22 protein-coding genes are annotated in these 20,335 nt (G+C 71.2%); 13 read left to right on the top strand and 9 right to left on the bottom strand.

Features of this window, described 5'->3' with window-relative positions; all coding sequences use genetic code 11:
• Positions 1–153 precede the first annotated feature (153 nt).
• The 3 genes from ACSYGN_RS04535 to ACSYGN_RS04525 all read right to left on the bottom strand — a co-directional run bounded on the left by ACSYGN_RS04535 (position 154) and on the right by ACSYGN_RS04525 (position 2,445).
• Positions 154–705, bottom strand: coding sequence for a hypothetical protein (locus tag ACSYGN_RS04535; protein ID WP_460392053.1), 552 nt, complete (start codon positions 703–705; stop codon positions 154–156).
• A 265-nt stretch (positions 706–970) separates the two neighbouring features.
• Positions 971–1,735: a bestrophin-like domain gene (locus ACSYGN_RS04530; protein WP_460392051.1), complete on the bottom strand. Its 765-nt coding sequence runs from the start codon at positions 1,733–1,735 to the stop codon at positions 971–973.
• 86 nt (positions 1,736–1,821) lie between these two features.
• A complete protein-coding gene (locus tag ACSYGN_RS04525) occupies positions 1,822–2,445 on the bottom strand; it encodes a hypothetical protein (protein WP_460392049.1) in 624 nt (207 codons plus the stop codon).
• 269 nt (positions 2,446–2,714) lie between these two features.
• Between ACSYGN_RS04525 and ACSYGN_RS04520 the strand changes: the two genes are divergently transcribed.
• The 3 genes from ACSYGN_RS04520 to ACSYGN_RS04510 all read left to right on the top strand — a co-directional run bounded on the left by ACSYGN_RS04520 (position 2,715) and on the right by ACSYGN_RS04510 (position 7,138).
• Positions 2,715–3,671, top strand: a complete 957-nt coding sequence (locus ACSYGN_RS04520; protein WP_460403221.1) for an SCO0930 family lipoprotein — start codon at positions 2,715–2,717, stop codon at positions 3,669–3,671.
• Between the two features lie 519 nt (positions 3,672–4,190).
• Positions 4,191–5,003 carry an SAM-dependent methyltransferase gene (locus tag ACSYGN_RS04515; protein WP_460392047.1) on the top strand — a complete coding sequence of 271 codons (813 nt, stop codon included), beginning with the start codon at positions 4,191–4,193 and terminating at the stop codon, positions 5,001–5,003.
• Complete coding sequence (locus ACSYGN_RS04510) at positions 5,000–7,138, top strand: putative bifunctional diguanylate cyclase/phosphodiesterase (RefSeq protein WP_460392045.1); 2,139 nt, start codon at positions 5,000–5,002, stop codon at positions 7,136–7,138. Before ACSYGN_RS04515 ends, ACSYGN_RS04510 begins: the two co-directional genes overlap by 4 nt.
• A gap of 199 nt (positions 7,139–7,337) precedes the next feature.
• On the opposite strand, the gene ACSYGN_RS04505 is transcribed toward ACSYGN_RS04510, so the two are convergent.
• Positions 7,338–8,264, bottom strand: coding sequence for a LysR family transcriptional regulator (locus ACSYGN_RS04505; RefSeq protein WP_460392043.1), 927 nt, complete (start codon positions 8,262–8,264; stop codon positions 7,338–7,340).
• A 120-nt stretch (positions 8,265–8,384) separates the two neighbouring features.
• Here ACSYGN_RS04505 and ACSYGN_RS04500 point away from each other — a divergent pair, with 120 nt between their 5' ends.
• The 5 genes from ACSYGN_RS04500 (at position 8,385) to ACSYGN_RS04480 (ending at position 13,973) form a co-directional block, all read left to right on the top strand.
• Positions 8,385–9,056: a succinate dehydrogenase gene (locus tag ACSYGN_RS04500; protein ID WP_460392041.1), complete on the top strand. Its 672-nt coding sequence runs from the start codon at positions 8,385–8,387 to the stop codon at positions 9,054–9,056.
• Between the two features lie 68 nt (positions 9,057–9,124).
• The gene (locus tag ACSYGN_RS04495; RefSeq protein ID WP_460403219.1) at positions 9,125–11,092 is read left to right on the top strand and encodes a fumarate reductase/succinate dehydrogenase flavoprotein subunit; all 1,968 of its coding nucleotides are present in this window, start codon (positions 9,125–9,127) and stop codon (positions 11,090–11,092) included.
• Positions 11,089–11,838 carry a succinate dehydrogenase/fumarate reductase iron-sulfur subunit gene (locus ACSYGN_RS04490; RefSeq protein WP_460392039.1) on the top strand — a complete coding sequence of 250 codons (750 nt, stop codon included), beginning with the start codon at positions 11,089–11,091 and terminating at the stop codon, positions 11,836–11,838. The genes ACSYGN_RS04495 and ACSYGN_RS04490 overlap by 4 nt, the downstream gene beginning before the upstream one ends.
• Before the next feature lie 438 nt (positions 11,839–12,276).
• Positions 12,277–13,062 (top strand): GNAT family N-acetyltransferase, encoded by a 786-nt coding sequence (locus ACSYGN_RS04485; RefSeq protein WP_460392037.1) that lies wholly within the window; start codon positions 12,277–12,279, stop codon positions 13,060–13,062.
• A complete protein-coding gene (locus ACSYGN_RS04480; protein ID WP_460392035.1) occupies positions 13,062–13,973 on the top strand; it encodes a lysophospholipid acyltransferase family protein in 912 nt (303 codons plus the stop codon). The genes ACSYGN_RS04485 and ACSYGN_RS04480 overlap by 1 nt, the downstream gene beginning before the upstream one ends.
• Here the strand turns inward: ACSYGN_RS04480 and ACSYGN_RS04475 are convergent.
• The 3 genes from ACSYGN_RS04475 to sqr form a co-directional block, all read right to left on the bottom strand.
• On the bottom strand, positions 13,966–14,439 hold the full coding sequence (locus ACSYGN_RS04475; protein WP_460392033.1) for a DsrE/DsrF/DrsH-like family protein: 474 nt from the start codon (positions 14,437–14,439) through the stop codon (positions 13,966–13,968). The genes ACSYGN_RS04480 and ACSYGN_RS04475 overlap by 8 nt on opposite strands.
• A gap of 146 nt (positions 14,440–14,585) precedes the next feature.
• The gene (locus tag ACSYGN_RS04470) at positions 14,586–14,903 is read right to left on the bottom strand and encodes a TusE/DsrC/DsvC family sulfur relay protein (protein WP_460392031.1); all 318 of its coding nucleotides are present in this window, start codon (positions 14,901–14,903) and stop codon (positions 14,586–14,588) included.
• Positions 14,904–14,936: 33 nt separating this feature from the next.
• Positions 14,937–16,178 carry a type III sulfide quinone reductase, selenoprotein subtype gene (gene sqr, locus ACSYGN_RS04465; RefSeq protein WP_460392029.1) on the bottom strand — a complete coding sequence of 414 codons (1,242 nt, stop codon included), beginning with the start codon at positions 16,176–16,178 and terminating at the stop codon, positions 14,937–14,939.
• 309 nt (positions 16,179–16,487) lie between these two features.
• Between sqr and ACSYGN_RS04460 the strand changes: the two genes are divergently transcribed.
• Positions 16,488–16,943 carry an OsmC family protein gene (locus ACSYGN_RS04460; RefSeq protein ID WP_460392027.1) on the top strand — a complete coding sequence of 152 codons (456 nt, stop codon included), beginning with the start codon at positions 16,488–16,490 and terminating at the stop codon, positions 16,941–16,943.
• A gap of 182 nt (positions 16,944–17,125) precedes the next feature.
• Here the strand turns inward: ACSYGN_RS04460 and tsaA are convergent, their stop codons facing one another.
• Positions 17,126–17,530, bottom strand: a complete 405-nt coding sequence (gene tsaA / locus ACSYGN_RS04455; protein WP_460392025.1) for a tRNA (N6-threonylcarbamoyladenosine(37)-N6)-methyltransferase TrmO — start codon at positions 17,528–17,530, stop codon at positions 17,126–17,128.
• A gap of 214 nt (positions 17,531–17,744) precedes the next feature.
• Here tsaA and ACSYGN_RS04450 point away from each other — a divergent pair, with 214 nt between their 5' ends.
• Positions 17,745–18,167, top strand: a complete 423-nt coding sequence (locus tag ACSYGN_RS04450; RefSeq protein ID WP_460392023.1) for a DUF302 domain-containing protein — start codon at positions 17,745–17,747, stop codon at positions 18,165–18,167.
• Positions 18,168–18,198: 31 nt separating this feature from the next.
• On the opposite strand, the gene ACSYGN_RS04445 is transcribed toward ACSYGN_RS04450, so the two are convergent.
• Positions 18,199–18,900, bottom strand: a complete 702-nt coding sequence (locus ACSYGN_RS04445; protein ID WP_460392021.1) for a nucleotidyl transferase AbiEii/AbiGii toxin family protein — start codon at positions 18,898–18,900, stop codon at positions 18,199–18,201.
• A 274-nt stretch (positions 18,901–19,174) separates the two neighbouring features.
• Between ACSYGN_RS04445 and ACSYGN_RS04440 the strand changes: the two genes are divergently transcribed.
• Genes ACSYGN_RS04440 through ACSYGN_RS04430 form a run of 3 tightly spaced genes read left to right on the top strand, consistent with a single transcriptional unit; the run spans position 19,175 to position 20,293 of the window.
• Positions 19,175–19,471, top strand: a complete 297-nt coding sequence (locus ACSYGN_RS04440; protein ID WP_460392019.1) for an SHOCT domain-containing protein — start codon at positions 19,175–19,177, stop codon at positions 19,469–19,471.
• Positions 19,472–19,501: 30 nt separating this feature from the next.
• Positions 19,502–19,762, top strand: a complete 261-nt coding sequence (locus ACSYGN_RS04435; RefSeq protein WP_460392017.1) for a hypothetical protein — start codon at positions 19,502–19,504, stop codon at positions 19,760–19,762.
• Positions 19,763–19,801: 39 nt separating this feature from the next.
• Positions 19,802–20,293, top strand: coding sequence for a phosphatase domain-containing protein (locus ACSYGN_RS04430; RefSeq protein ID WP_460392015.1), 492 nt, complete (start codon positions 19,802–19,804; stop codon positions 20,291–20,293).
• Positions 20,294–20,335 lie beyond the last annotated feature (42 nt).

Raw genomic sequence — 20,335 nt, 5'->3', positions numbered from 1 at the left:
GACTCGGGTTGTCTTCGGGAGACTCGCCGCTGTCGCACGTGACACCGCCCCGGACCCATTGGGTCCGGGGCGACGGTCTGTGGTGTGCGGGCGTCCGGTCTGTGGTGTGCGGGTGTCCGGTGTCCGGTGTGCGGTGTGCGGATGTCCGGGAGGTCAGGCGCTGTTCCCGCCGCCGCGGCGGCGCAGGAGCCGGTACGCCGCCGCGGCCGACCCGGCGACCAGGGCCGCGCCCAGGCCGATCCGCTTCAGGTCGAACCCGGCGACGCTGCCGCCCGCACCGGCCCGCACACCCCGCTCCGGCTGCACACGCTGCACCGGGTACGCGGGCTGGAGCGGCACGGGCCGCTGGAAGGAGCGGCCGCCGCTGATGGTCAGCTGGGTGGACCCGGCCATGCCGGCGCAGCTGAACGTCACCAGGTACGAGGCGCCCGGCATGGCGTCCCAGTCGATCGTGGCCGTCGCCGACGACTGCCGCGGAGGGATGGTCACCGTGGGGAAGACCCCCGACGTCACCGCCACCCGTTCCCGGCACACCCCGTCACGGCTCACCTGGAGCGTCACCCTGCCGCCCGGCGCGACGACGGAAGGCTGCACGGAGAAGCCGAACGGCGCGCCGTCCGCGCCGTTCACGAAACCGGCCTGGGCGGAGCAGCCGACGGCGGTCACGGCCAGCAGAGCGGCCGAGGCGGCGTGTATCGCACGCATGGTGTTCCCTTCGGGTCCCCGAGGAACGGCGGCGGACCACTTCCGCAGCACCGGAAATGCACCTCGATGACCGAAACGCTAGGAACGGGGGTGCCCGGCCGCGATCGCAGTCGTACGAATGGGGCATGCGCGTGGGCCGGACAGGGGAACGGCGTTCCGGCGGCCGGGGGACCCGTACGGCGTGGCGTGTGCCCCCGGCACGGGAGAGGCCCCCGGCGCCCGGAGCAGTCCGCAGCGCGGGGACGGGGCCGCGTGCGGTCCGCTGTCAGCCCCTCAGCTGCGGAAAGAGGCTCAGGAACGGTTCGGCCGAGGCCGTGATGCCGCGGCTGTAGGGCGAGTCGAAGTCCCAGATCAGGAACAGCAGGAAGGCGATCAGCGCGGAGAACAGCCCGGCGAGGATCAACTCACGCGCCGTTCTGCGGATCTGGAGCGCGAGGACCATGCCGATGGTGATGACGGCCCCGGACACCAGACCGAACCACACCACACCAGGCATGGTCGCCCCGGTGGAGTCCGCCCGGGCCTGCCGCGCCTGGTCCGCCGCGGCCACCTGGTCGATCAGCGGCTGGTACGCCTGCGCCTCGAAGTCCGTCCGTGGCCGGTAGTCGGTCACATCGGCGCGGATCTGCTGGAGGAGCGCGTCACCCCGCACGGTGAGACGGTCGTGGTCGGCCATGCTCTTCCATTCCTGGTGCACGACCTGTCCGACATAGGCGTTGACATCGGCGCGAATGCGGTCCCGCACGGTCGGCGGATAGACCCGCACCCGCTCGGAGACCTCGTGCAGCGCCTGCGCCTCGGCCTGCACATGGTCCTGGGCGGCACCGCGCGCCTCCCACACCCCGGCGATGGCGAGGCCCAGCACGATGGCGTAGACGACGCCGATCCACATCGTCATGTACTCGATGACGTCCGGGGTCTCCGTGGGGTCCTCGTCGTCGGCCGCCGAGCGGCTGCGCAGCAGGGTGATGACGACCACGACGACACATGCGGCCAGCATCGCGAGAACCAGAACGAGCCAATCCGACAAAGGGAACCTCCTGGAGGGCGGGGGTGGTGAGGGCGCGGGGGGCGTGCGCGGCGGGTGGCGGTGGCGGGTGGTCGGCGGCCGGTGGTTCAGCGCGGGCGCAGCGCGGCCACGGCGACCACCGCGGGTGCGGTGATGAGCAGGACGTAGGTGACGGGTGACGTGGTGCCGTGGACCTGGTGCTTGACGGGGTGGGGCCGGTAGCTGGGGTAGGTGACCGGGGTCGCCGAGGGGCGCGGGGCCGGGTGCGGTCTCGGGGCCGGTTTCGGTGCGGGTCTGGGGGGAGGGGGCGGTGTGGGCGTGGGTTCGGGCGGGGGCACCGGGCGGGGGCGGGGCGCTGCGGGGGCGGGCGGCGGCTCGGGTGCCGGGGTCGGCCGCGGCGACGGCTTCGGCGGTTTCGGCTGCGGGGGTTTCGGCGGGGTGGGGGTGGGCGTGGGCTTCGGCGGTGGTGGCGGGGGTGGGGGCGGTGTCGGGGTGGGTGTCGGCTTCTGGCACGGGGGCGGCATGGACGGGGGCGGGGTGGGCCAGGAGCCGGCGTAGGCGCCCGGACCGGCCACGGCCACGGCCGTCGTACCGTCGGGGCCTGTGGAGGCGTACGCGCAGGCGTCCGCCGCGGCCGTTCCCGCCGGGGCGCCGACGAGGAACCACCCCAGCGCCAGCAGCGCCGACACCCGTAGTGCCGGGGCGGATCGTGTTCGTTCGGGTCGATGCACGACGGAGAGCATGGGCAGCCTCGGACCCCGGCACGCCGCGACGGCGGGGGATTGGCCCGAACGAGGGAGTGGCCCCGTACGGCGGTTTGACCCGCCGTCCTTCCGACCAGCCGGAAGCGCGCGGATGTTCGAGTGTGAGGCGGCCGTCACAGTCGGCTGAAAGAAATTTGTGCCGACGTTGAACACTCCGGCCGTCCCCATGCGTACACAGGGCCGTGCGGCGGCACAGGAAGGCGCTGCAACCAACAGGTGACAATGGGGAGTTGACGATGAAGACCTCCGTACGGAGTGCTTCGATGGTGGTCGGCGCCGCGGCCGTGCTGGCACTGACGACGGCATGTGGCCAGGGGAACACCACCACTCCGGCCTCGGCCGCCCAGAACGTGGGCGCGACGGCGGCGGTCGGCGACGGCAGCAACGGCGCGGGTGCCACCGCGAGCACCGGGGCGGGCAACGGGTACGGCGCCGACGGCCAGAGCACCGCGAGCCCGGCGCAGTCGGCCGGACAGTTGTCCGTTGCCGACAACCCCGACCTCGGCAAGGTGCTGACCGACAGCTCCGGGCTCACGCTCTACCGCTTCGACGCCGACACGGCGAACCCGCCCAAGTCGAACTGCGACGGCAACTGCGCCACCACCTGGCCGCCGGTCCCCGCGAACGACGCCACGGCCGGTGCCGGTATCGACAAGGCGCTGCTCGGCGAGGTCACCCGCGCGGACGGCACCAAGCAGCTGACGGTCGGCGGCTGGCCGGCGTACCGCTACGCGAAGGACGTCAACGCCGGGGACGTCAACGGGCAGAACGTCGGCGGCAAGTGGTTCGCGCTCGCCCCCACCGGCAAGAAGGCGACCCTCTCCTCGCTGCCCGGTCTGTCCACCCGCAAGGACGCGAAGCTGGGCGAGATCATCGTCGACAAGAACGGGATGACGGTCTACCGCTTCCTCAAGGACAAGGCATGGCCCAAGTCGGTCTCCAACTGCACCGGCGCCTGCCTGGAGAAGTGGCCGGCGGTCGGTCCGGTGGCCGCGAACGACACCAAGGGCGTGATCAAGAAGGGCCTGATGCCGTTCACCCGCCCCGACGGCGTGAAGCAGATGACGGTCAACTGCTGGCCGATCTACACCTTCTCCGGTGACAAGGCCCCCGGGGACACCAACGGTCAGGGCGTCGGCGGCACCTGGTACGCCGTCTCGCCCGACGGCAAGCCGGTCGGCGCGTCGAGTTAAGGATCAGCACAGATCGCCTCCCCAGGGTCGATCACCTCACCCGAGCCACCCGGTACCCACCGTGGCGAGGAGGGGGAGATTCGTCGGGAGTGCCGGACGCACCGGCCCCACGCGCACGACCACCGGTCCGCCCCCTCCGCACCGCACGGAGGGGGCGGACCTTTTGCCGCTGCCGAGCCGGTCGGTGGCCCGGCCCGCCGGTGCCCGCGGAATGGCCGTAAACCGTGCCCCGGACCGAAGGCGGGGAAAAACCCGGCCGAAGACCGGGACAGGCCGAGACCAATGACGCGGAACGGTCGCCGCCAAGGCCCCCGGCCATCATGATCGGCCGTCCGAAGAGTCGCGATATGAACCCCAAAACGGTCATCACCTTTCACATTCTGACCGGGAACGGACGGTCAATTTCCGGTTCTGCTCGCTCTGTTGCCAGGCGATCAGTAGCCTCTGCGGGAACACCCGGCCGACTATGCCGCCAGCACCGCCCACATCGCCTACGCCGCCTACGTCACGGAGCATGAGATGGAGCGTCCCGCCTGGGCCCCCCGGAGCATCGACATCTCGGTGCCGAGCGTCTCCCGGATCTACGACTACTACCTGGGTGGTTCGCACAACTTCGAGGTCGACCGGCAAGCGGCCCGCAAGGCCATGGAGTTCATGCCGGGACTGCCGAAGATCATGCAGGCGAATCGTGCCTTCATGCGCCGCGCCGTGCGTTTCGCGGCGGCCGAGGGGATCACGCAGTTTCTCGACATCGGCTCCGGCATTCCCACCTTCGGCAGTGTCCACGAGGTCGCCCGGGCCGCCGTACCCGGAGCCCGGGTGGTCTATGTCGACCACGACCCGGTGGCCGTGGCGCACAGTCAGGCGGTCCTGGCGGACATCGACGAGGTGGACGTCGTGGCCGCCGATCTCCGCAAGCCCCATGAGATCCTGGCGAGTACCGAGGTCGACCGCCTCATCGACCGGAATCGTCCAGTGGCGTTGCTTCTCGTTGCCATACTGCACTTCGTGGAAGACTCGGACGACCCGTACGGTGCGGTGGCACAACTGCGCGACGCGCTCGCGCCGGGCAGCATGCTGATCCTCACGCATGCCTCGTACGCGGGAGTCCCGCTGCCGCACGAGCGGGCCGCCGGCGCGGTCGATGTGTACAAGGACATCCGCAACCCGCTGATCATGCGCACGCGCGACGAGATCGCGCGGTTCTTCGAGGGGTACGACATGGTGGAACCGGGACTGGTGCCGATGCCGAAGTGGCGGCCGGAGCCGGCGTCGGAGGACGAGGATCCCTGGGCGTTCTCCGGTTTCGCGGGCGTGGGGCGTACGGCGTGATCGCGGAGCCGGACGGGCCGGAGGACAGACTGCGCCGGTTCGCGACCATCTGGAGCCGGGCGGTGTTCCCGGTGACCTCCACGTCGCTGACCCGCCCGGAGTTCGAGGAGCAACTGCTGCCGCTGGCCCGGCGGCTGAGCCGGGCGCTGCGGGCGCGGACCCACGCCGCGGACGAGGGAAAGGCGGTCGGCGCCGCCCTCGTGGCCGCCCACTGCACCGACCCCGAGGTGCTCAGCCGCACCCTGGACTGCGTCGACGCCTATCTGGTCCTCTACTGCGGCGGCGACGACGGCCCTCAGGACGACCTGCGTGCCCGCTCGGCGCGTCTCCAGCACGCCATGGCCGCCGGATACGCCCAGGCGCTGCGGGAACGCACTCTCGCCGAGCAGGAGTCCATCGCCGACGCCGCCCTCCGGGCGCAGGGTGTGGTGGCGCAGGCGCTGCACGCCAGCGAGGCCCGCTTCCGCGCGGTGTTCGAAGGTGCCGCGATAGGCATCGGCATCGCCGACCTCGACGGCAACATTCTCCAGGTCAACGGCGCGCTGGTGCGTATGTTCGGCGGCTCCGAGCAGACCCTGCGCACCCGTAACGCCCGGGAGTGGACCCACCCGGAGGACGCCCCGCAGGTCTGGAAACTCTATGAGGAACTGGTCGGCGGCGAACGCGAGCACTACCACGTGGAGAAGGCGTACTACCGCCCCGACGGTACCGTCCTGTGGACCAATCTGTCGGTCTCGCTGCTGCGCGACGCGGACGGCGTCCCGCAGTACCAGCTCGCCCTGATGGAGGACACCACCGAGCGCCGTCTGCTCAATCTGCGGCTGCGCTACGAGGCCACCCACGACGCGCTCACCGGACTGCCGAACCGGACTCTGTTCTTCGAGCGCCTGGAGAAGGCCCTCACCGCGGACGAGGGGCAGCGGTTCGGGCTGTGCTATCTCGACCTGGACGGCTTCAAGACCATCAACGACAGCCTCGGCCACGCCGCTGGCGACCGGCTGCTCGTCGAGGTCGCCGACCGGCTCCAGACGTGCGCCACCGCACCCGGCGAGATGGTCGCCCGGCTCGGCGGCGACGAGTTCGTCGCGCTGACCACGGGACCCGACACCCAGCGCGAGGTGGACGAGCTCGCCGCCCGCATCATGAGCGCGCTGCTCGCACCCATCCGCATCGACGGCCGTGAACTGACCGTGCGCGGCAGCATCGGCATAGTCGAGGGCCCGGCCGGGGAACGCGGCCCCGCGGAGGTGCTCCGCAGCGCCGACATCACCATGTACCGGGCCAAATCGGCGGGCGGCAACCGCTTCGAACTGGCCGACGCCGAGGCCGACGCCCGCGCCATCACCCGGCACGGCCTCACCACCGCCCTGCCGACGGCGCTGGAGCGCAGCGAGTTCTTCATCGAGTACCAGCCGCTGGTCCACCTCGGCGACGGCAGTGTGCGCGGCGCCGAGGCCCTGGTGCGCTGGCTGCATCCGCAGCACGGCGTCCTCGGCCCCGACCGCTTCATCCCGCTCGCCGAACACACCGGGCTGATCGTCCCGCTCGGCCGCTGGGTCCTTGAGGAATCGGTCCGTCAGGCCCGGGAGTGGCGCGACCGCTACACCGCCACCGGTCCACTGCGCGTCAACGTGAACCTCTCGCCCGTCCAGCTCACCCACCCCGGCCTTGTCCAGGACACCGTCGAGATCCTGGAACGGCTCGGCGTCGATCCGCGCTCGCTGTGCCTGGAGGTGACCGAGTCCGCCCTCATCGGCGCCGACGACGACCTGCTCAAACCCCTGCGCCGGCTCTCCGAGATGGGCGTCGACATCGCCCTCGACGATTTCGGCACCGGCTACTCCAACCTCGCCAACCTCCGCCGCCTGCCGGTCAGCATCCTCAAACTGGACCGCTCGTTCACCATGAGCATGCAGCAGTTCCCGGCGGACCCGGTCGACCTCAAGATCGTGGAAGGAATAGTCTCCCTGGCCCACGGCCTCGACCTGACGGTGACAGTGGAAGGCGTGGAAACCGGCGCCCAGGCAGAACAACTCCGCCTCCTGGGCTGCGACACAGCCCAAGGCTGGTACTACGCCCGCCCGGGCCCCCCGGACCGCCTCCACCACTTGGCCCTGGCAGACGCAACAAGCTGAAGAATCCCAGAGAGGGCGCCTTCCGAGCAAAAGAGGAGGGCGCCTTCTCAATTCAGGGAGGGCGCAACTCCCTGAGGGGCGCGGGGAACTGCGCGACCAGCCACGACGCACCCGCACGCGAAAACGGCGAGGTTGCACATTCCAGGGGCGCGGGGAACTGCGCAAAAACAACAACGCACCCGCACCCAAAATCAAACCGTCACCGAAGCGAAAACCGCTCGAACAACATCCCCTGCAGCTCCCGCGCAGCGCGAGGTGGAGCCACATCACTCCGATGCGCGACAGCCACCCTCCGATACAACCCCGGCCGAGCCAACGGAGTAACCCGAAGATCCCGCCCAGACCGAACCGCCACCATCCGCGGCACCACCGCCACCCCCAGCCCCGCCCGCACAAACCCCAGCACCGCATCCATCTCGCCGCCCTCCACCGCGAACGACGGCTCGAACCCCTCCGCCCGGCACGCCGCCACGGTCAGCTCCCGCAGGTCGTACCCGTGCCGGAACATCACCAGCCGCTCGCCTTCCAGATCCGCGACCCGGACGGCGGGAACGTCCTTCCCCGGCGCAGGCGCACCCGGCGCGGACGCACCCGGCGCGGGCGCGTCCGGGGACGACACGATCACCAGATCCTCCCGCAGCAGCTCCCGGGTGGTCAGCGCCGGCGCCGGCGTCGGCAGCGGCAGGACCACCAGCGCCAGATCCACCGCCCCGCGCGCCAGCTCCCGTACGAGATCGTGCGAGCCGCCCTCCTCGATCAGCAGCCGCACCCCCGGATAGCGGTCGTGGAAGGTCCGCAGCACATCCGGCAGGAGCCCCGTGCACAGGCTCGGCGTCGCCCCCAGCCGCACCCGCCCGCGCCGCAGCTGCGCCAGCTCCTGCACCTCGTGGCGGGCGGTCTCCGTGTCGGCCAGGATCCGCCGGGCCAGCGGCAGCAGCGCCTCTCCGGCGTCGGTGAGCGTGATGTTGCCGCGCGCCCGCTGGAACAGATCCGCGCCCAGCTCCCGCTCCAGCGACCGGATCTGCTGCGAGAGCGACGGCTGGGCGACATGGACCTGCTCGGCGGCCCGGGTGAAGTGCCTGGTCTCGGCGACGGCCACGAAGTACTGGAGCTGCTGGAACTGCATACAGCAACGATAGCCTCAGCCTATGGAAACAAGCCGAACCATGTCTTGGACCGATGGGGACGTTCGGCCCTAGCGTCACGAATCATGGCTCTGGCAACGCGGACGGACCGACGGCCGTCCATGGCGCGCACAGTGTGGGACTCGACCGTCGGCAAGAAGACAGTCATGGCCGTCAGCGGTCTGATCATGCTTCTTTACCTGATCGCCCACGTCATCGGCAACCTCAAGATCTTCTTCGGCGCGACCGAGTTCAACCATTATGCGCACTGGCTGCGCACCGTGGGAGAACCGTTCATGCACTACGAGTGGACGCTCTGGCTGGTCCGCGTCGTCCTCGTCGTCGCGGTCGTCGCACACGTGGTCTGCGCCTACCAGCTCAGCCGCCGCGACCTGCGCGCCCGCCCGCAGAAGTACGAGCACCGCAAGGGGGGCGCAAGCCATGCGACCCGCACCATGCGCTGGGGCGGTGTCATCCTCGGCCTGTTCATCGTCTGGCACATCCTCGACCTGACGACCGGCACCACGCACTCCGGCGGCTTCCAGTCGGGGCACCCCTACCAGAACGTCGTGGACACCTTCTCCACCTGGTACGGGAACGTCATCTACATCGTCGCGATGCTCGCGCTCGGACTGCACATCCGGCACGGCTTCTGGAGCGCGGCCCAGTCCCTCGGAGCAGGCAGCCGCACCCGCGACCGCGCCCTGAAGATCTCCGCGAACGTCCTCGCGCTGCTGCTCACCGCGGGCTTCATCGCCGTACCGGTGGGCGTCATGACCGGAGTGGTGAGCTGAAGATGACCCCGCACACGAACGACACCCACGACGCCCCTGACACCTCTGACACGGCCGACACTCACGACATGGTTCCCGAGTCCCACACCCCGCACGTCGACTTCACGCACTACACCACCGGTGCCCCGGTCGCCGACACGAAGGCGCCGACCGGCCCCGTCGCCGAGCGCTGGGACAAGCGCCGTTTCGAGGCCAAGCTGGTCAACCCCGCCAACCGGCGCAAGCACACCGTCATCGTCGTCGGCACCGGTCTGGCGGGCGGCTCTGCGGGCGCCACCCTCGCCGAACAGGGCTACAACGTCGTCCAGTTCTGCTACCAGGACTCCCCGCGCCGCGCCCACTCCATCGCCGCGCAGGGCGGCATCAACGCCGCGAAGAACTACCGCAACGACGGCGACTCGGTGCACCGGCTGTTCTACGACACCGTCAAGGGCGGCGACTTCAGGGCGCGCGAGTCCAACGTCCACCGCCTGGCGCAGATCTCCGTCGAGATCATCGACCAGTGCGTGGCGCAGGGCGTTCCCTTCGCCCGCGAGTACGGCGGTCTGCTCGACACCCGCTCCTTCGGCGGCGTCCAGGTCTCCCGCACCTTCTACGCCCGCGGCCAGACGGGCCAGCAGCTCCTGCTCGGCGCCTACCAGGCGCTGTCGCGGCAGATCGCCGCCGGGAACGTGGAGATGCACCCGCGTACCGAGATGCTCGATGTGATCGTGGTGGACGGACGGGCGCGCGGGATCGTGGCCCGGGACCTGATCACCGGGAAGATCGACACCTACTTCGCGGACGCCGTCGTCCTGGCCAGCGGCGGCTACGGCAACGTCTTCTACCTGTCGACGAACGCCATGAACTCCAACGCCACCGCGATCTGGCGGGCGCACCGGCGCGGCGCGTACTTCGCCAACCCGTGCTTCACCCAGATCCACCCCACCTGCATCCCGCGCACCGGCGACCACCAGTCCAAGCTCACCCTGATGAGCGAGTCGCTGCGCAACGACGGCCGGATCTGGGTGCCGAAGGCCAAGGGCGACGACCGCCCGGCGAACCGTATCCCTGAGGACGAGCGCGACTACTACCTGGAGCGGATCTACCCGTCCTTCGGCAATCTGGTCCCGCGCGACATCGCCTCACGCGCCGCGAAGAACGTCTGCGACGAGGGCCGGGGAGTCGGCCCCGGCGGCCAGGGCGTGTACCTCGACTTCGCCGATGCGATCAAGCGGCTGGGCCGCAAGGCGGTCGAGGAGAAGTACGGCAACCTCTTCGACATGTACGAGCGGATCACCGCGGAGAACCCGTACGAGGTGCCGATGCGGATCTACCCCGCCGTGCACTACACGATGGGCGGTCTGTGGGTCGACTACGACCTCCAGACCACGATCCCCGGCCTGTTCGCCGTCGGCGAGGCCAACTTCTCCGACCACGGCGCCAACCGCCTCGGCGCCTCCGCGCTGATGCAGGGCCTGGCCGACGGCTACTTCGTCCTCCCGGCCACCCTCAACGACTACCTGGCCCGCAACCCGAACCAGCAGCCGGTGACGGACGGGCACCCCGCCGTACAGGAGGTGCTGACCGAGACGCAGAACCGCCTGCAGCGCCTGCTGGCCGTGGACGGCGACCGCACCCCGGACTCCTTCCACCGCGAGGTCGGCGAACTGATGTGGGAGTTCTGCGGAATGGCCCGCAACGACGCCGGACTGCGCAAGGCACTGGAACGCATCCCGCAGATCCGCGAGGAATTCTGGCGGCGCATCAAGGTGCCCGGCACCGGAGAGGAGTTCAACCAGTCGCTGGAGAAGGCCAACCGCATCGTCGACTACCTGGAACTCGCCGAACTGATCTGCCTCGACGCCCTGCACCGCGCCGAGTCCTGCGGCGGTCACTTCCGGGAGGAGTCGCACACACCGGACGGTGAGGCCGCCCGCCGCGACGACGAGTTCGGCTACGCGGCCGCCTGGGAGTTCACCGGCTCCGCCCCCGTCCTGCACAAGGAAGACCTGGTCTTCGAGTACGTCCACCCCACCCAGCGGAGCTATGCATGAAGCTCACCCTGCGCGTCTGGCGGCAGAAGAACGCCGACGCCGACGGTGCCATGTCCACGTACGAGGTGGACGGCGTCTCCTCCGACATGTCCTTCCTGGAGATGCTCGACACGCTCAACGAGGAGCTCATCCTCAAGGGTGAGGACCCGGTCGCCTTCGACCACGACTGCCGCGAGGGCATCTGCGGAGCCTGCAGCCTGGTGATCAACGGTGACGCGCACGGCCCCGAGCGCACCACGACCTGCCAGCTCCACATGCGGTCCTTCCACGACGGCGACACGATCGACGTGGAGCCGTGGCGGGCGTCTGCCTTCCCGGTCATCAAGGACCTGGTGGTGGACCGCTCCTCCTTCGACCGGATCATCCAGGCCGGCGGCTACATCACCGTCCCCACCGGCGCGGCCCCCGAGGCGCACGCCACCCCGGTGCCCAAGCCCGACGCCGACTTCGCCTTCGAGCACGCCGAGTGCATCGGCTGCGGAGCCTGCGTGGCGGCCTGCCCCAACGGCGCGGCGATGCTGTTCACCTCCGCGAAGATCAACCACCTCAACGTGCTGCCGCAGGGCGCCCCGGAGCGGGAGACCCGGGTGCTGGACATGGTGGCCCAGATGGACGACGAGGGCTTCGGCGGCTGCACCCTCACCGGCGCATGCGCCGATGCCTGCCCCAAGGGCATCCCGCTGGCCTCCATCACCAGCATGAACAAGGAATGGCTGCGTGCCACGCGAAAGGTGGCCAAGCGGTAGCGTGAACCCCGGTGGCGGCACACGTCCGCCACCGGGCCGCCACCGGCCCTCCGACGGCCCGCAACCGTCCGGCGGCCGGCCGTCAACCGGCCCCGCAGGCGGGGAAACCGCTAGGGCCTGTTGCGGAAGTCCCGCCTGCCATGCGACGCCCGGCACGCACTCTCGCCGCACCGGGCGCAAGCCCGAGTACACCCAGTACGAGGGCTTGCGCCCGGCACGCCGAGAGCACGCACCGGACCCCGCATGGCCCGCCCTCCGGGCGGACGACGGGACTTCCGCAACAGGCCCTGGGGGTCCGCCGTTCAGCATCCCCACATCCGCTCTCCTGGCACAGGTAACGCGCTCGCAAACCGGCATCGGCACAACAGGAGCGACGGGCCGAGCACCGCGGGCCCACCTGCCTCCCCCGCCGAACCGGCCCGTGACCAGGAGAGAGCCATGACCGGGGTTTCCACACTCGAACGCCCGCCGGCCGCACCCACCCGCTACAGCGTCAGCCTCGCCCGTGGCGAGGCCGATGTACGCGCGGCACAGCGGCTGCGGCACGACGTCTTCGCCGGTGAGATGGGCGCCCTGCTGGCCACCCGCCGGCCCGGGTACGACATCGACGCCTTCGACGCCTACTGCGACCATCTGCTCGTCCACGACACCCACACCGGGCAGGTCGTCGGCACCTACCGGCTGCTGCCGCCCGAGCGGGCCGCGGTCGCCGGACGGCTGTACTCCGAGGGCGAGTTCGAGCTGAGCGCGCTCGACGGCATCCGGCCCGGACTGGTGGAGGTCGGCCGCTCCTGCGTCCACCCCGACCACCGTGACGGCGCGGTCATCGGCCTCATCTGGGCGGGCATCGCCCGCTACATGGTCGACCGGGGCCATGAGTGGCTGGCGGGCTGCTGCTCCGTCCCGCTGGCCGACGGCGGCGCCCTCGCCTCCGCCACCTGGGAGCGGGTGCGCGCAGGGCACCTGGCCCCGGAGGAGTTCCGGGTACGGCCCCTGCTGCCCTGGGTCCCCAGCGTGGCCCCGGCCCCAGCCTCGGTCGCGGCCCTGCCCGCGAACAGCGAACTGCCCGCCCTGCTGCGCGGCTACCTCCGCCTCGGTGCCTGGGTCTGCGGCGAGCCCGCCCACGACGCGGACTTCGGGGTCGCCGACCTGTATGTGCTGCTCTCGATGCGCCGGGTCAATCCGCGCTATCTGAAGCACTTCCTCTCGCTCGTCCCTGCCTGATGAGCGTCTGGCTGCCCACCGCGCCCTGCACCCCGGGGGCGTGCGTGGAGCCGGCGGGATCCTGGGCGACCGCACCCCGTGCCGTCCTGCGCCTCACGGCCGTCGCGGTCCTCCTCCTCACCGGGATCGCGCTGTCACCGCTCGGCGGGACGATCCCCGCCGGGCTGGTGAGCCGCTGGTGCCGGGCGATCGTCCGGGCCGCCGGGGTCCGTGTCCTGTTCACCGGCCGGGCCGCCCCCGGCGGCGGCCTGCTCCTGGTCGCCAACCACATCTCCTGGCTGGACATCCCGCTGCTGGCTGCCGTACGCCCCGCGCGGATGCTCGCCAAGACCGAGGTGCGCCGGTGGCCGGTGGCCGGTGCCGTGGCCGCCCGGGGCGGGGGAGCCCTGTTCATCGAACGAGACCGGCTGCGCGCCCTGCCCGGCACCGTCGCCCGGATCGCCGGCGCCCTGCGCGAGGGTTCCGCGGTCGCCGCGTTCCCCGAGGGCAGCACCTGGTGCGGCCGGGCCGGCGGACGCTTCCACCGGGCCGTCTTCCAGGCCGCGCTGGACGCCGGAGTCCCCGTCCAGCCGGTGCGCCTGCGCTACCGCCTCACCACCGGCGCCCCCACCACCGCCCCCGCCACCGCCCCGGCCTTCGTCGGCGAGGACACCCTTCTCGCCTCCCTATGGCGTGTCACCACGACCCGCCACCTCCTGGCCGAGGTCGAGGTCCTGTCCCCGGTCCTCCCCGGCACCCACCCGGACCGCCGTTCCCTGGCCCGGGCCGTCGCCAACGCGGTCGAGTCGGCCTACGGCACACAGACGCCGTACGGCGGCACGGATCGCCGTACGGCACCCGGGCATGTCTGTGCGGCGTCCGCCCCTGGTGGTGCCGTGGCGGACGCCGCAGAGACCGGGCCGGTCAGGTGAAGATGATCTGGCCGCCCGCGGCGCGCTCGTAGAACTCGCCGACCGTGATGATGCCCTCGACCTGGTCGACCAGGTCGTCCTTGGTGAGTTCGAAGAGGTCGACCGAGGCCAGGCAGGCGTAGATGCCGGCGACGGTGTCGGAGATCATCTCGATGAACTCGGGGATGGGCGGGATGTCGAGCTTGTCCATCTTGCGGGCCATGTAGCGGGTGAGCAGGTCGGGAACGCCCGGCAGTCCGCCCAGCAGGGTGGGCATGTGCAGTCCGGGGTTGCCGACGGTGGCCAGCTTGATGTGCTCCCAGCGCTTCTTCGTGACCGCGTCCAGGCCGAAGAAGGTGAAGAACAGATCGGCCTCGATGCCCTCGGCGCGTGCGCCGTTGGCCATGATCAGGGCCGGGTAGATCCCTTCCAGGGATCCCTTGGAGACGATGATCGAGACCTTCTCGATCGAGCCGGTGGCGGCCATGGCGGGTTGCCCTCCTCGGATGCGGAAGCGGCCGGATGAGACGGGGGAACGGGGGGTGCGGGGGAACGGGGGTACGGGGGTACAGGGGGGACGGGTGCCGGGCCCGTCGGTGGTCGGACGGTGGTCGGACGGCGGTCGGACAGCGGTCAGATGCAGCCGCGCGGCTTGGGGATGCCGGCGATCTTCGCGGCGGTCTTGGCCGGGCCCTTGGGGAAGAGCTGGTAGAGCTCCTTGACGCTCACACCGGAGGTCTTGCCGAGCACCCGGACGGTGGGCCCGGTGCCCTTGGCGGCGAACTCGGTGCGCATGAAGCGGATGACGGTCCAGTGGCGGTCGGTGAGCTCCTCGATGCCCGCCTCACGGGCGATCTGCTCGGCCATGGGCTCGGTCCACTGGCCGGAGTCGGTGAAGAAGCCTTCGTCGTCGACCGCGACGGCCGTGTCGGCGTAGGTGGCGGTGGCCATGATCGTTTCCTTTCCGTGGAGCAGGGCCTGGGGTCAGGCGGGGATGCGGCTCTTGCCGCGCTCGGGCATCGCCGAGCCGATGCCGGGCAGCTCCCGGCCGGGCAGCAGGCTGTGCCAGTACAGCCATTCGAAGGCGAGCTTGCCGAGGTGGTTGGCGTGCGACTCCTTCAGGAGCGGCAGTCCCACGGGGCCGGGGAAATGGCCCGGCAGCGGCTCGGTCTCGTAGTTGAAGTCGATCAGCAGGGCCTTGTGGTGGCCCGTTTCGACGAAGCAGTTGGTGTGCCCGTCGAAGACCGCATCCGGTGCCTCACCGGCGACGAAGCGGCGGATGTTGTGCACCAGCACATCACCGGCGAAGTGCGCCACCGAACCGGCCTTGGAGGTGGGCAGCGCCGCCGCGTCGCCGATGGCGAACACCTCGGGGTGGTCCGGGTGCTGGAGGGTGCGCTGGTCGACGGGGATGAAGCCGAGCCCGTCGCCGAGCTCCGGCGACCTGGAGACGTACTCCGCCCCGCCGTGCAGCGGTACGACCACGGCCAGGTCGTACGGCACCTCGCGCTCGTCGTACGACACCAGCCGTTTGCCCGTGCCGTCGACCTCGCCGAGCGTGAAGTCGGTGACCATCTCGACGCCCTTGCTCTCCAGCAGTCCGGCCAGCGCCCGCGCGGCCATCGGCTTGGTGAACGCGCCGTCCAGCGGGGTGGCGTAGGTCAGCCGTACCCGGTCGCGGATACCGCGCTGGGTGAAATATGCGTCGGCGAGGAACGCGAACTCCAGCGGTGCGACGGGGCACTTGATCGGGAGGTCGGCCACGTTCACGACCAGCCGGCCGCCCTCGAAGCTCTCCAGCGCCCGGTGCAGGGCCATGGCGCCGGGGAGGTCGTAGAAGGTGAAGACGTTCTCGCCCCAGCCGGGGCCGGTCAGGCCCTCCGTCTCCTCCGGGAGGAGCGCGGCGCCGGTGGCGACCACGAGGACGTCGTACGTGACCGGGTCACCTGCGGTGAGGTGCACGGTCCGTGTCTCCACGTCGACGCGCTCGATCGCCGAACGCCGGTACTCGATCCCGCCGTGCAGCTGACGCGGACGGGGGCGGACCAGATGGTCCGGCCGGGCGAGTCCGAACGGAACGAAGAGCAGACCGGGCTGGTACACGTGGTCGTCGTCCTGGTCGACGACCGTGATGCGGCATTCCTTTTCCTCGTAACTGCGACGGAGCCGGTTGGCCGCGAGGGTTCCGGCGGTACCGCTGCCGAGGATCACTATGTGTGTTCCCATGCCTTCACTGTCGTCCCGGCGGTGAAGGCGGGTCAGGGGCCGGAGGTCCCTGCCAGGGTACCCACCGGGGTATATCGGAAGGGGGTCGTATTCCGGCCGTGCCGCGGCCCGTTTCCGTGGTGTCACCGCCGGTCGCAATACCCCTTAGGGTATATGTGAGTATCGATCCCGGACACCGGTCCGAACGGCCCTCGGGGTGCCCGGCCGCGCCCGTGGCCGCCCCGCGGTCCGGGCTGTGACGGATGTGCTCGGAGACGTGTACGGAGGCGTGCACGGACACGCACCGCGAACCATGAGAGAGGCCCGGCCATGACCGGCACCGCACCGCAACCCGCCCTCGCCGAGCAGCCGAAGGAGGCACCCGTCCACCGGCTCGAGGTGAGTCACATCGACGGCGACTCGTACGCCGTGGACGTCCGGGGACACCGGATCGTCGTCGACCAGCCCGTGGACGCCGGCGGCGCGGACAGCGCGCCCACCCCGACCGAACTGTTCGCCGCGTCCCTGGGAGCCTGCGTCGCCTTCTATGCCGGGCGCTATCTCAAGCGGCACGGTCTGCCGCGCGAGGGACTGAGCGCGCACACCGAGTTCGTCATGTCCACCGACCGCCCCGCCCGTGTCGCCGGTCTGCGTGTCGTGGTCGTCCCGCCGCCGGAGCTGCCCGAATCGCGCCGCGAGGGGCTGCTGGCCCTGGCGTCGGCCTGCGCCATCCACAACACCCTGCACCAGCCGCCGGAGGTCACCGTCGAGCTGGGGCGTGTCTGACCATTCCCGCCGGGCGCGCGACGCCTGGCACGGCACCTCGCCGCGTTGTCGGATCACCCGAGTACGTCCAGTACGCGGGCGATCCTCCGCCTTGCGATGCACGGCACCAGACGCCGCGCGCTGATCCGACGCGAATGGTCAGACACGCCCCAGCGCCCTGAGCGGGCGGCCCGCCCGGCGGCTCACCGGTCCCGGCGCAGCAGCGGCTTGATGTCCAGGACCGGGGTGCCGACGAGCGCCTCCAGTTGGCGAACATGGATCCGCGGACCGGTGATCTCCAGGATGTGCACCTGATGCAGTCCGACCGGGTTCGGGCGGTCCGGCGAGCGGGTCGCGAAGACACCGGTCAGCGGCCGGTCGGCCGCACCGCGCGGGCGCACGGTGAGGGTGTCGCGCGCGGCGCGGTCGAGCCAGGTCAGCAGCAGGACGTCGGTGCCCGGGGCCAGCCCCTCCAACGCCGGCAGAAAGCGCTCGTCCAGGACCAGCCAGGCGTCCGGGGCGCCCTCGTCCGCCTGCTTGGGAGCCTCGGCCCGCTCGGTCAGGGACGACTCGACGCGGCCGATCGGGTGAAGCGCGTATCCGGTCACGGCGAACCTGCCCTCTCGTCGGATGCGTCGGTCTCACTACGACGGTATCGGCTCCGGTCGTGCACGCGGCGCGTCGGCGACGGCGGGGAACGGACGGCAGCCGAGGGCCTGCCGCGAGCCCGCCTGATTACCCCATTACCCCCAGGGGTATATTCGGCGGTGGCCCCCATGAACACCGCAGGAACGTGAGCGCCGCACCGGAAAGGCATCTGCCATGCGATACGACCGTACGGTCCACCTCGACAGCGATTTCGCCACCAGCGTCGGCCGGGTCCGTGACGCCCTCGCCGCTCAGGGCTTCGGCATCCTCACCGAGATCGATGTCACCGCCACCTTCAAGGCCAAGCTCGACCACGACGTGGAGGACTACATCATCCTGGGCGCCTGCAACCCGCCGCTCGCCCACCGCTCGCTGGAGATCGACCGCACCATCGGGCTCCTGCTGCCCTGCAACGTGGTGGTCCGAGCCGACACCGACGGGAGCGGCACCACCGTGCAGGCCCTCGACCCGGACACCATGGTCGCCCTCACCGGGTCCGAGGCACTGCGACCGGTCGCGGAGGAGGCCGGGCGCCGACTCGACGCCGCCCTCGCCTCGCTCACCGCGCCCGCGGCACCTGCGGACCAAGGCGCCTGACGTCCCGTCACCCCTCCCGTCACCAATCCCCTCACTCCTCCTCGGGGGCCTCGCCCTCCACCAGCCGTTCCGCGATGTCGTCCGCCCACTGCTGTGCCCAGCGCCGCAGTTCGGCAACGGTGTCGCCGTCGAGGCCGTAGGCGGTGAACTCGGCGTCGTCGATCCAGTCGAGACCGGTGAGCCGGGTCGCGAGGTCGGCGAGGTCGAAGGCGTCCGGGGCGTGCCGGCGGCCCAGTTCCTCCAGCTCGGGCAGGCTCCAGCGGCCGGCGGCCGCGTGCACGTCGATCAGATCGCGGGCCAGCCCCCGGTCGGCCAGGGCCCTGACCTTCGTCCCCACCACGTCCTCCAGTGCCAGCGCGGGCCCCAGCTCGGTCGGCACCGGAGGCCGCCACAGCGTCTCCTTGACCACGGTGACCTCGCACACCTCCCCGGTCGCGGGGTCCGTGACCATCAGCCGGGCGCCCAGCGGCTCCGCCTCCCGCACCCGTACCGACCAGCCGTACGCCGTGAGCCCCGCCCGCAGTACTCCCGCGATCCACGCCATGTCCGCCTGGCTCTCGGTCGCCACGTTCACATCACGGCTGGCCCGCGCCACCAGCCCGTGCGCGCGGACGGCCTGACCGCCGGTGAGCACCAGGGCGCAGGGCGCGCCCACGGCCAGGACGTCGGTCAGCAGGTCCCGCTGCCGGGCGGTCCGCAACGGGGGCCCGGCGGCGAAGGGCGGTGCGGCCATGCTCCGATTATCGCCCTGGTCGCGCCCGCTTTCACGGCTTTCCGCAGGTCGCCGCGGCCCTGTCAAGGCCGGGCGCGGCGCGGGCCGTACCGCCGCACATACCCCCGCCCACACCCCCGTACATACCCCCGCAGGGTAGAGGGCCGATGGGCCCGCCCCCCTGGCCCCACCGGCCCATGACGCCCGCCCGGCCCGGAGAGATGGTGAGCGTGAGGCGCCGGGAAGCCGTGGGTGTCAGGCCCGCGACCGTCCGGCAGCGAGGGAAGTGACAGCGATGTTCTGGTACCACCACAACCCCGGTGGATGGGGCTGGTTCGCGATGCCGGCCGGCATGATCCTCTTCTGGGCGTTGCTCATCGCCATCGGCGTGCTGGTCTTCCGTGCCCTGTCCCGTTCCGGCGGCACGTCACCGTACGGCCCTCCACCGCAGCGACCGCACCACGGTCCCGCGCTCGCCCCCGAGGAACTGCTCGCCGAGCGCTTCGCCCGAGGCGAGATCGACGAGGACGAGTACCGGCGCCGTCTGGACGTGCTGCGCGAGACCGCCGGACCCCGTCCCACCAAGACCTGACAGAGCAGACCAGGCCCCGGGAGCCCGCCGATGACCGTGCTGATCGCATTCCTGCTGGGGGCGTTCATCCTGGCCGGTGCCGTCCACGACACCGTCCGGATGGTCGCCCCGCGCCCCGCTCGTACGACGCCCCGCGCAACTGTCCGGGAGCTCGGTGAACGCGCCGCCCTGGAGGTCACGGAGCAGCGCTGGACGGCACAGCTGCTGGGCGGCAGTATCACCGCGGCCGAGTACCGCGCCCGGATGAGCCGCCTCGCCCACAGCGAGCACGGCCGCCCGAGCGAGAACTGATCCCGCCCCGCCGTCCGGCCCTGGCCTACGCTGGGCCGTGTGACCGAGACCAGCAAGCGGCCGCTCGCCGTGTTCGACCTGGACAACACCCTCGCCGACACCGCCCACCGGCAGCGCTTCCTGGAGCGGAAGCCGCGGGACTGGGACGCCTTCTTCGCCGCCGCACCGCAGGACCCGCCGATCGCCGAGGGCGTGGCGCTGGCGCGGAGCAGCGCGGCCGACTGCGAGGTCGTCTATCTCACCGGACGCCCCGAACGCTGCCGCCGCGACACCCTGGCCTGGCTCGCCGAGCACGGACTGCCCGAGGGACGGCTCCATATGCGCCGCAACGACGACCGCAGACCCGCCCGGCGCACCAAACTGGACACGCTGGGGCGCCTCGCCGAAAAACGGGAGATCCGCTTCCTGGCGGACGACGACGAACTGGTCTGCAACGACGCTGAGCGTGCCGGCTTCACCGTGGTAAGGGCCCACTGGGCGGCCGACTCCGCCGCCCTGCGCGACGCCCAGGAACGCGCGGGCCGCACCTGACCTCGGTCCGAGGACGGCCCGAGAACGGACCGAGGCCCGGGT

Source organism: Streptomyces sp. YIM S03343 (genome assembly GCF_054729195.1).
Note: the sequence above shows the minus strand (reverse complement) of the source record. Positions and strands in the feature narration are given on the sequence as shown.

Coding starts and splice junctions, on each gene's coding strand:
- ACSYGN_RS04535 (WP_460392053.1), bottom strand. CDS start 705: ATGCGTGCGATACACGCCGCCTCGGCCGCTCTGCTGGCCGTGACCGCC.
- ACSYGN_RS04520 (WP_460403221.1), top strand. CDS start 2,715: ATGAAGACCTCCGTACGGAGTGCTTCGATGGTGGTCGGCGCCGCGGCC.
- ACSYGN_RS04515 (WP_460392047.1), top strand. CDS start 4,191: ATGGAGCGTCCCGCCTGGGCCCCCCGGAGCATCGACATCTCGGTGCCG.
- ACSYGN_RS04505 (WP_460392043.1), bottom strand. CDS start 8,264: ATGCAGTTCCAGCAGCTCCAGTACTTCGTGGCCGTCGCCGAGACCAGG.
- ACSYGN_RS04500 (WP_460392041.1), top strand. CDS start 8,385: ATGGCGCGCACAGTGTGGGACTCGACCGTCGGCAAGAAGACAGTCATG.
- ACSYGN_RS04495 (WP_460403219.1), top strand. CDS start 9,125: ATGGTTCCCGAGTCCCACACCCCGCACGTCGACTTCACGCACTACACC.
- ACSYGN_RS04490 (WP_460392039.1), top strand. CDS start 11,089: ATGAAGCTCACCCTGCGCGTCTGGCGGCAGAAGAACGCCGACGCCGAC.
- ACSYGN_RS04485 (WP_460392037.1), top strand. CDS start 12,277: ATGACCGGGGTTTCCACACTCGAACGCCCGCCGGCCGCACCCACCCGC.
- ACSYGN_RS04480 (WP_460392035.1), top strand. CDS start 13,062: ATGAGCGTCTGGCTGCCCACCGCGCCCTGCACCCCGGGGGCGTGCGTG.
- ACSYGN_RS04475 (WP_460392033.1), bottom strand. CDS start 14,439: ATGGCCGCCACCGGCTCGATCGAGAAGGTCTCGATCATCGTCTCCAAG.
- ACSYGN_RS04470 (WP_460392031.1), bottom strand. CDS start 14,903: ATGGCCACCGCCACCTACGCCGACACGGCCGTCGCGGTCGACGACGAA.
- sqr (WP_460392029.1), bottom strand. CDS start 16,178: ATGGGAACACACATAGTGATCCTCGGCAGCGGTACCGCCGGAACCCTC.
- ACSYGN_RS04460 (WP_460392027.1), top strand. CDS start 16,488: ATGACCGGCACCGCACCGCAACCCGCCCTCGCCGAGCAGCCGAAGGAG.
- ACSYGN_RS04450 (WP_460392023.1), top strand. CDS start 17,745: ATGCGATACGACCGTACGGTCCACCTCGACAGCGATTTCGCCACCAGC.
- ACSYGN_RS04445 (WP_460392021.1), bottom strand. CDS start 18,900: ATGGCCGCACCGCCCTTCGCCGCCGGGCCCCCGTTGCGGACCGCCCGG.
- ACSYGN_RS04440 (WP_460392019.1), top strand. CDS start 19,175: ATGTTCTGGTACCACCACAACCCCGGTGGATGGGGCTGGTTCGCGATG.
- ACSYGN_RS04435 (WP_460392017.1), top strand. CDS start 19,502: ATGACCGTGCTGATCGCATTCCTGCTGGGGGCGTTCATCCTGGCCGGT.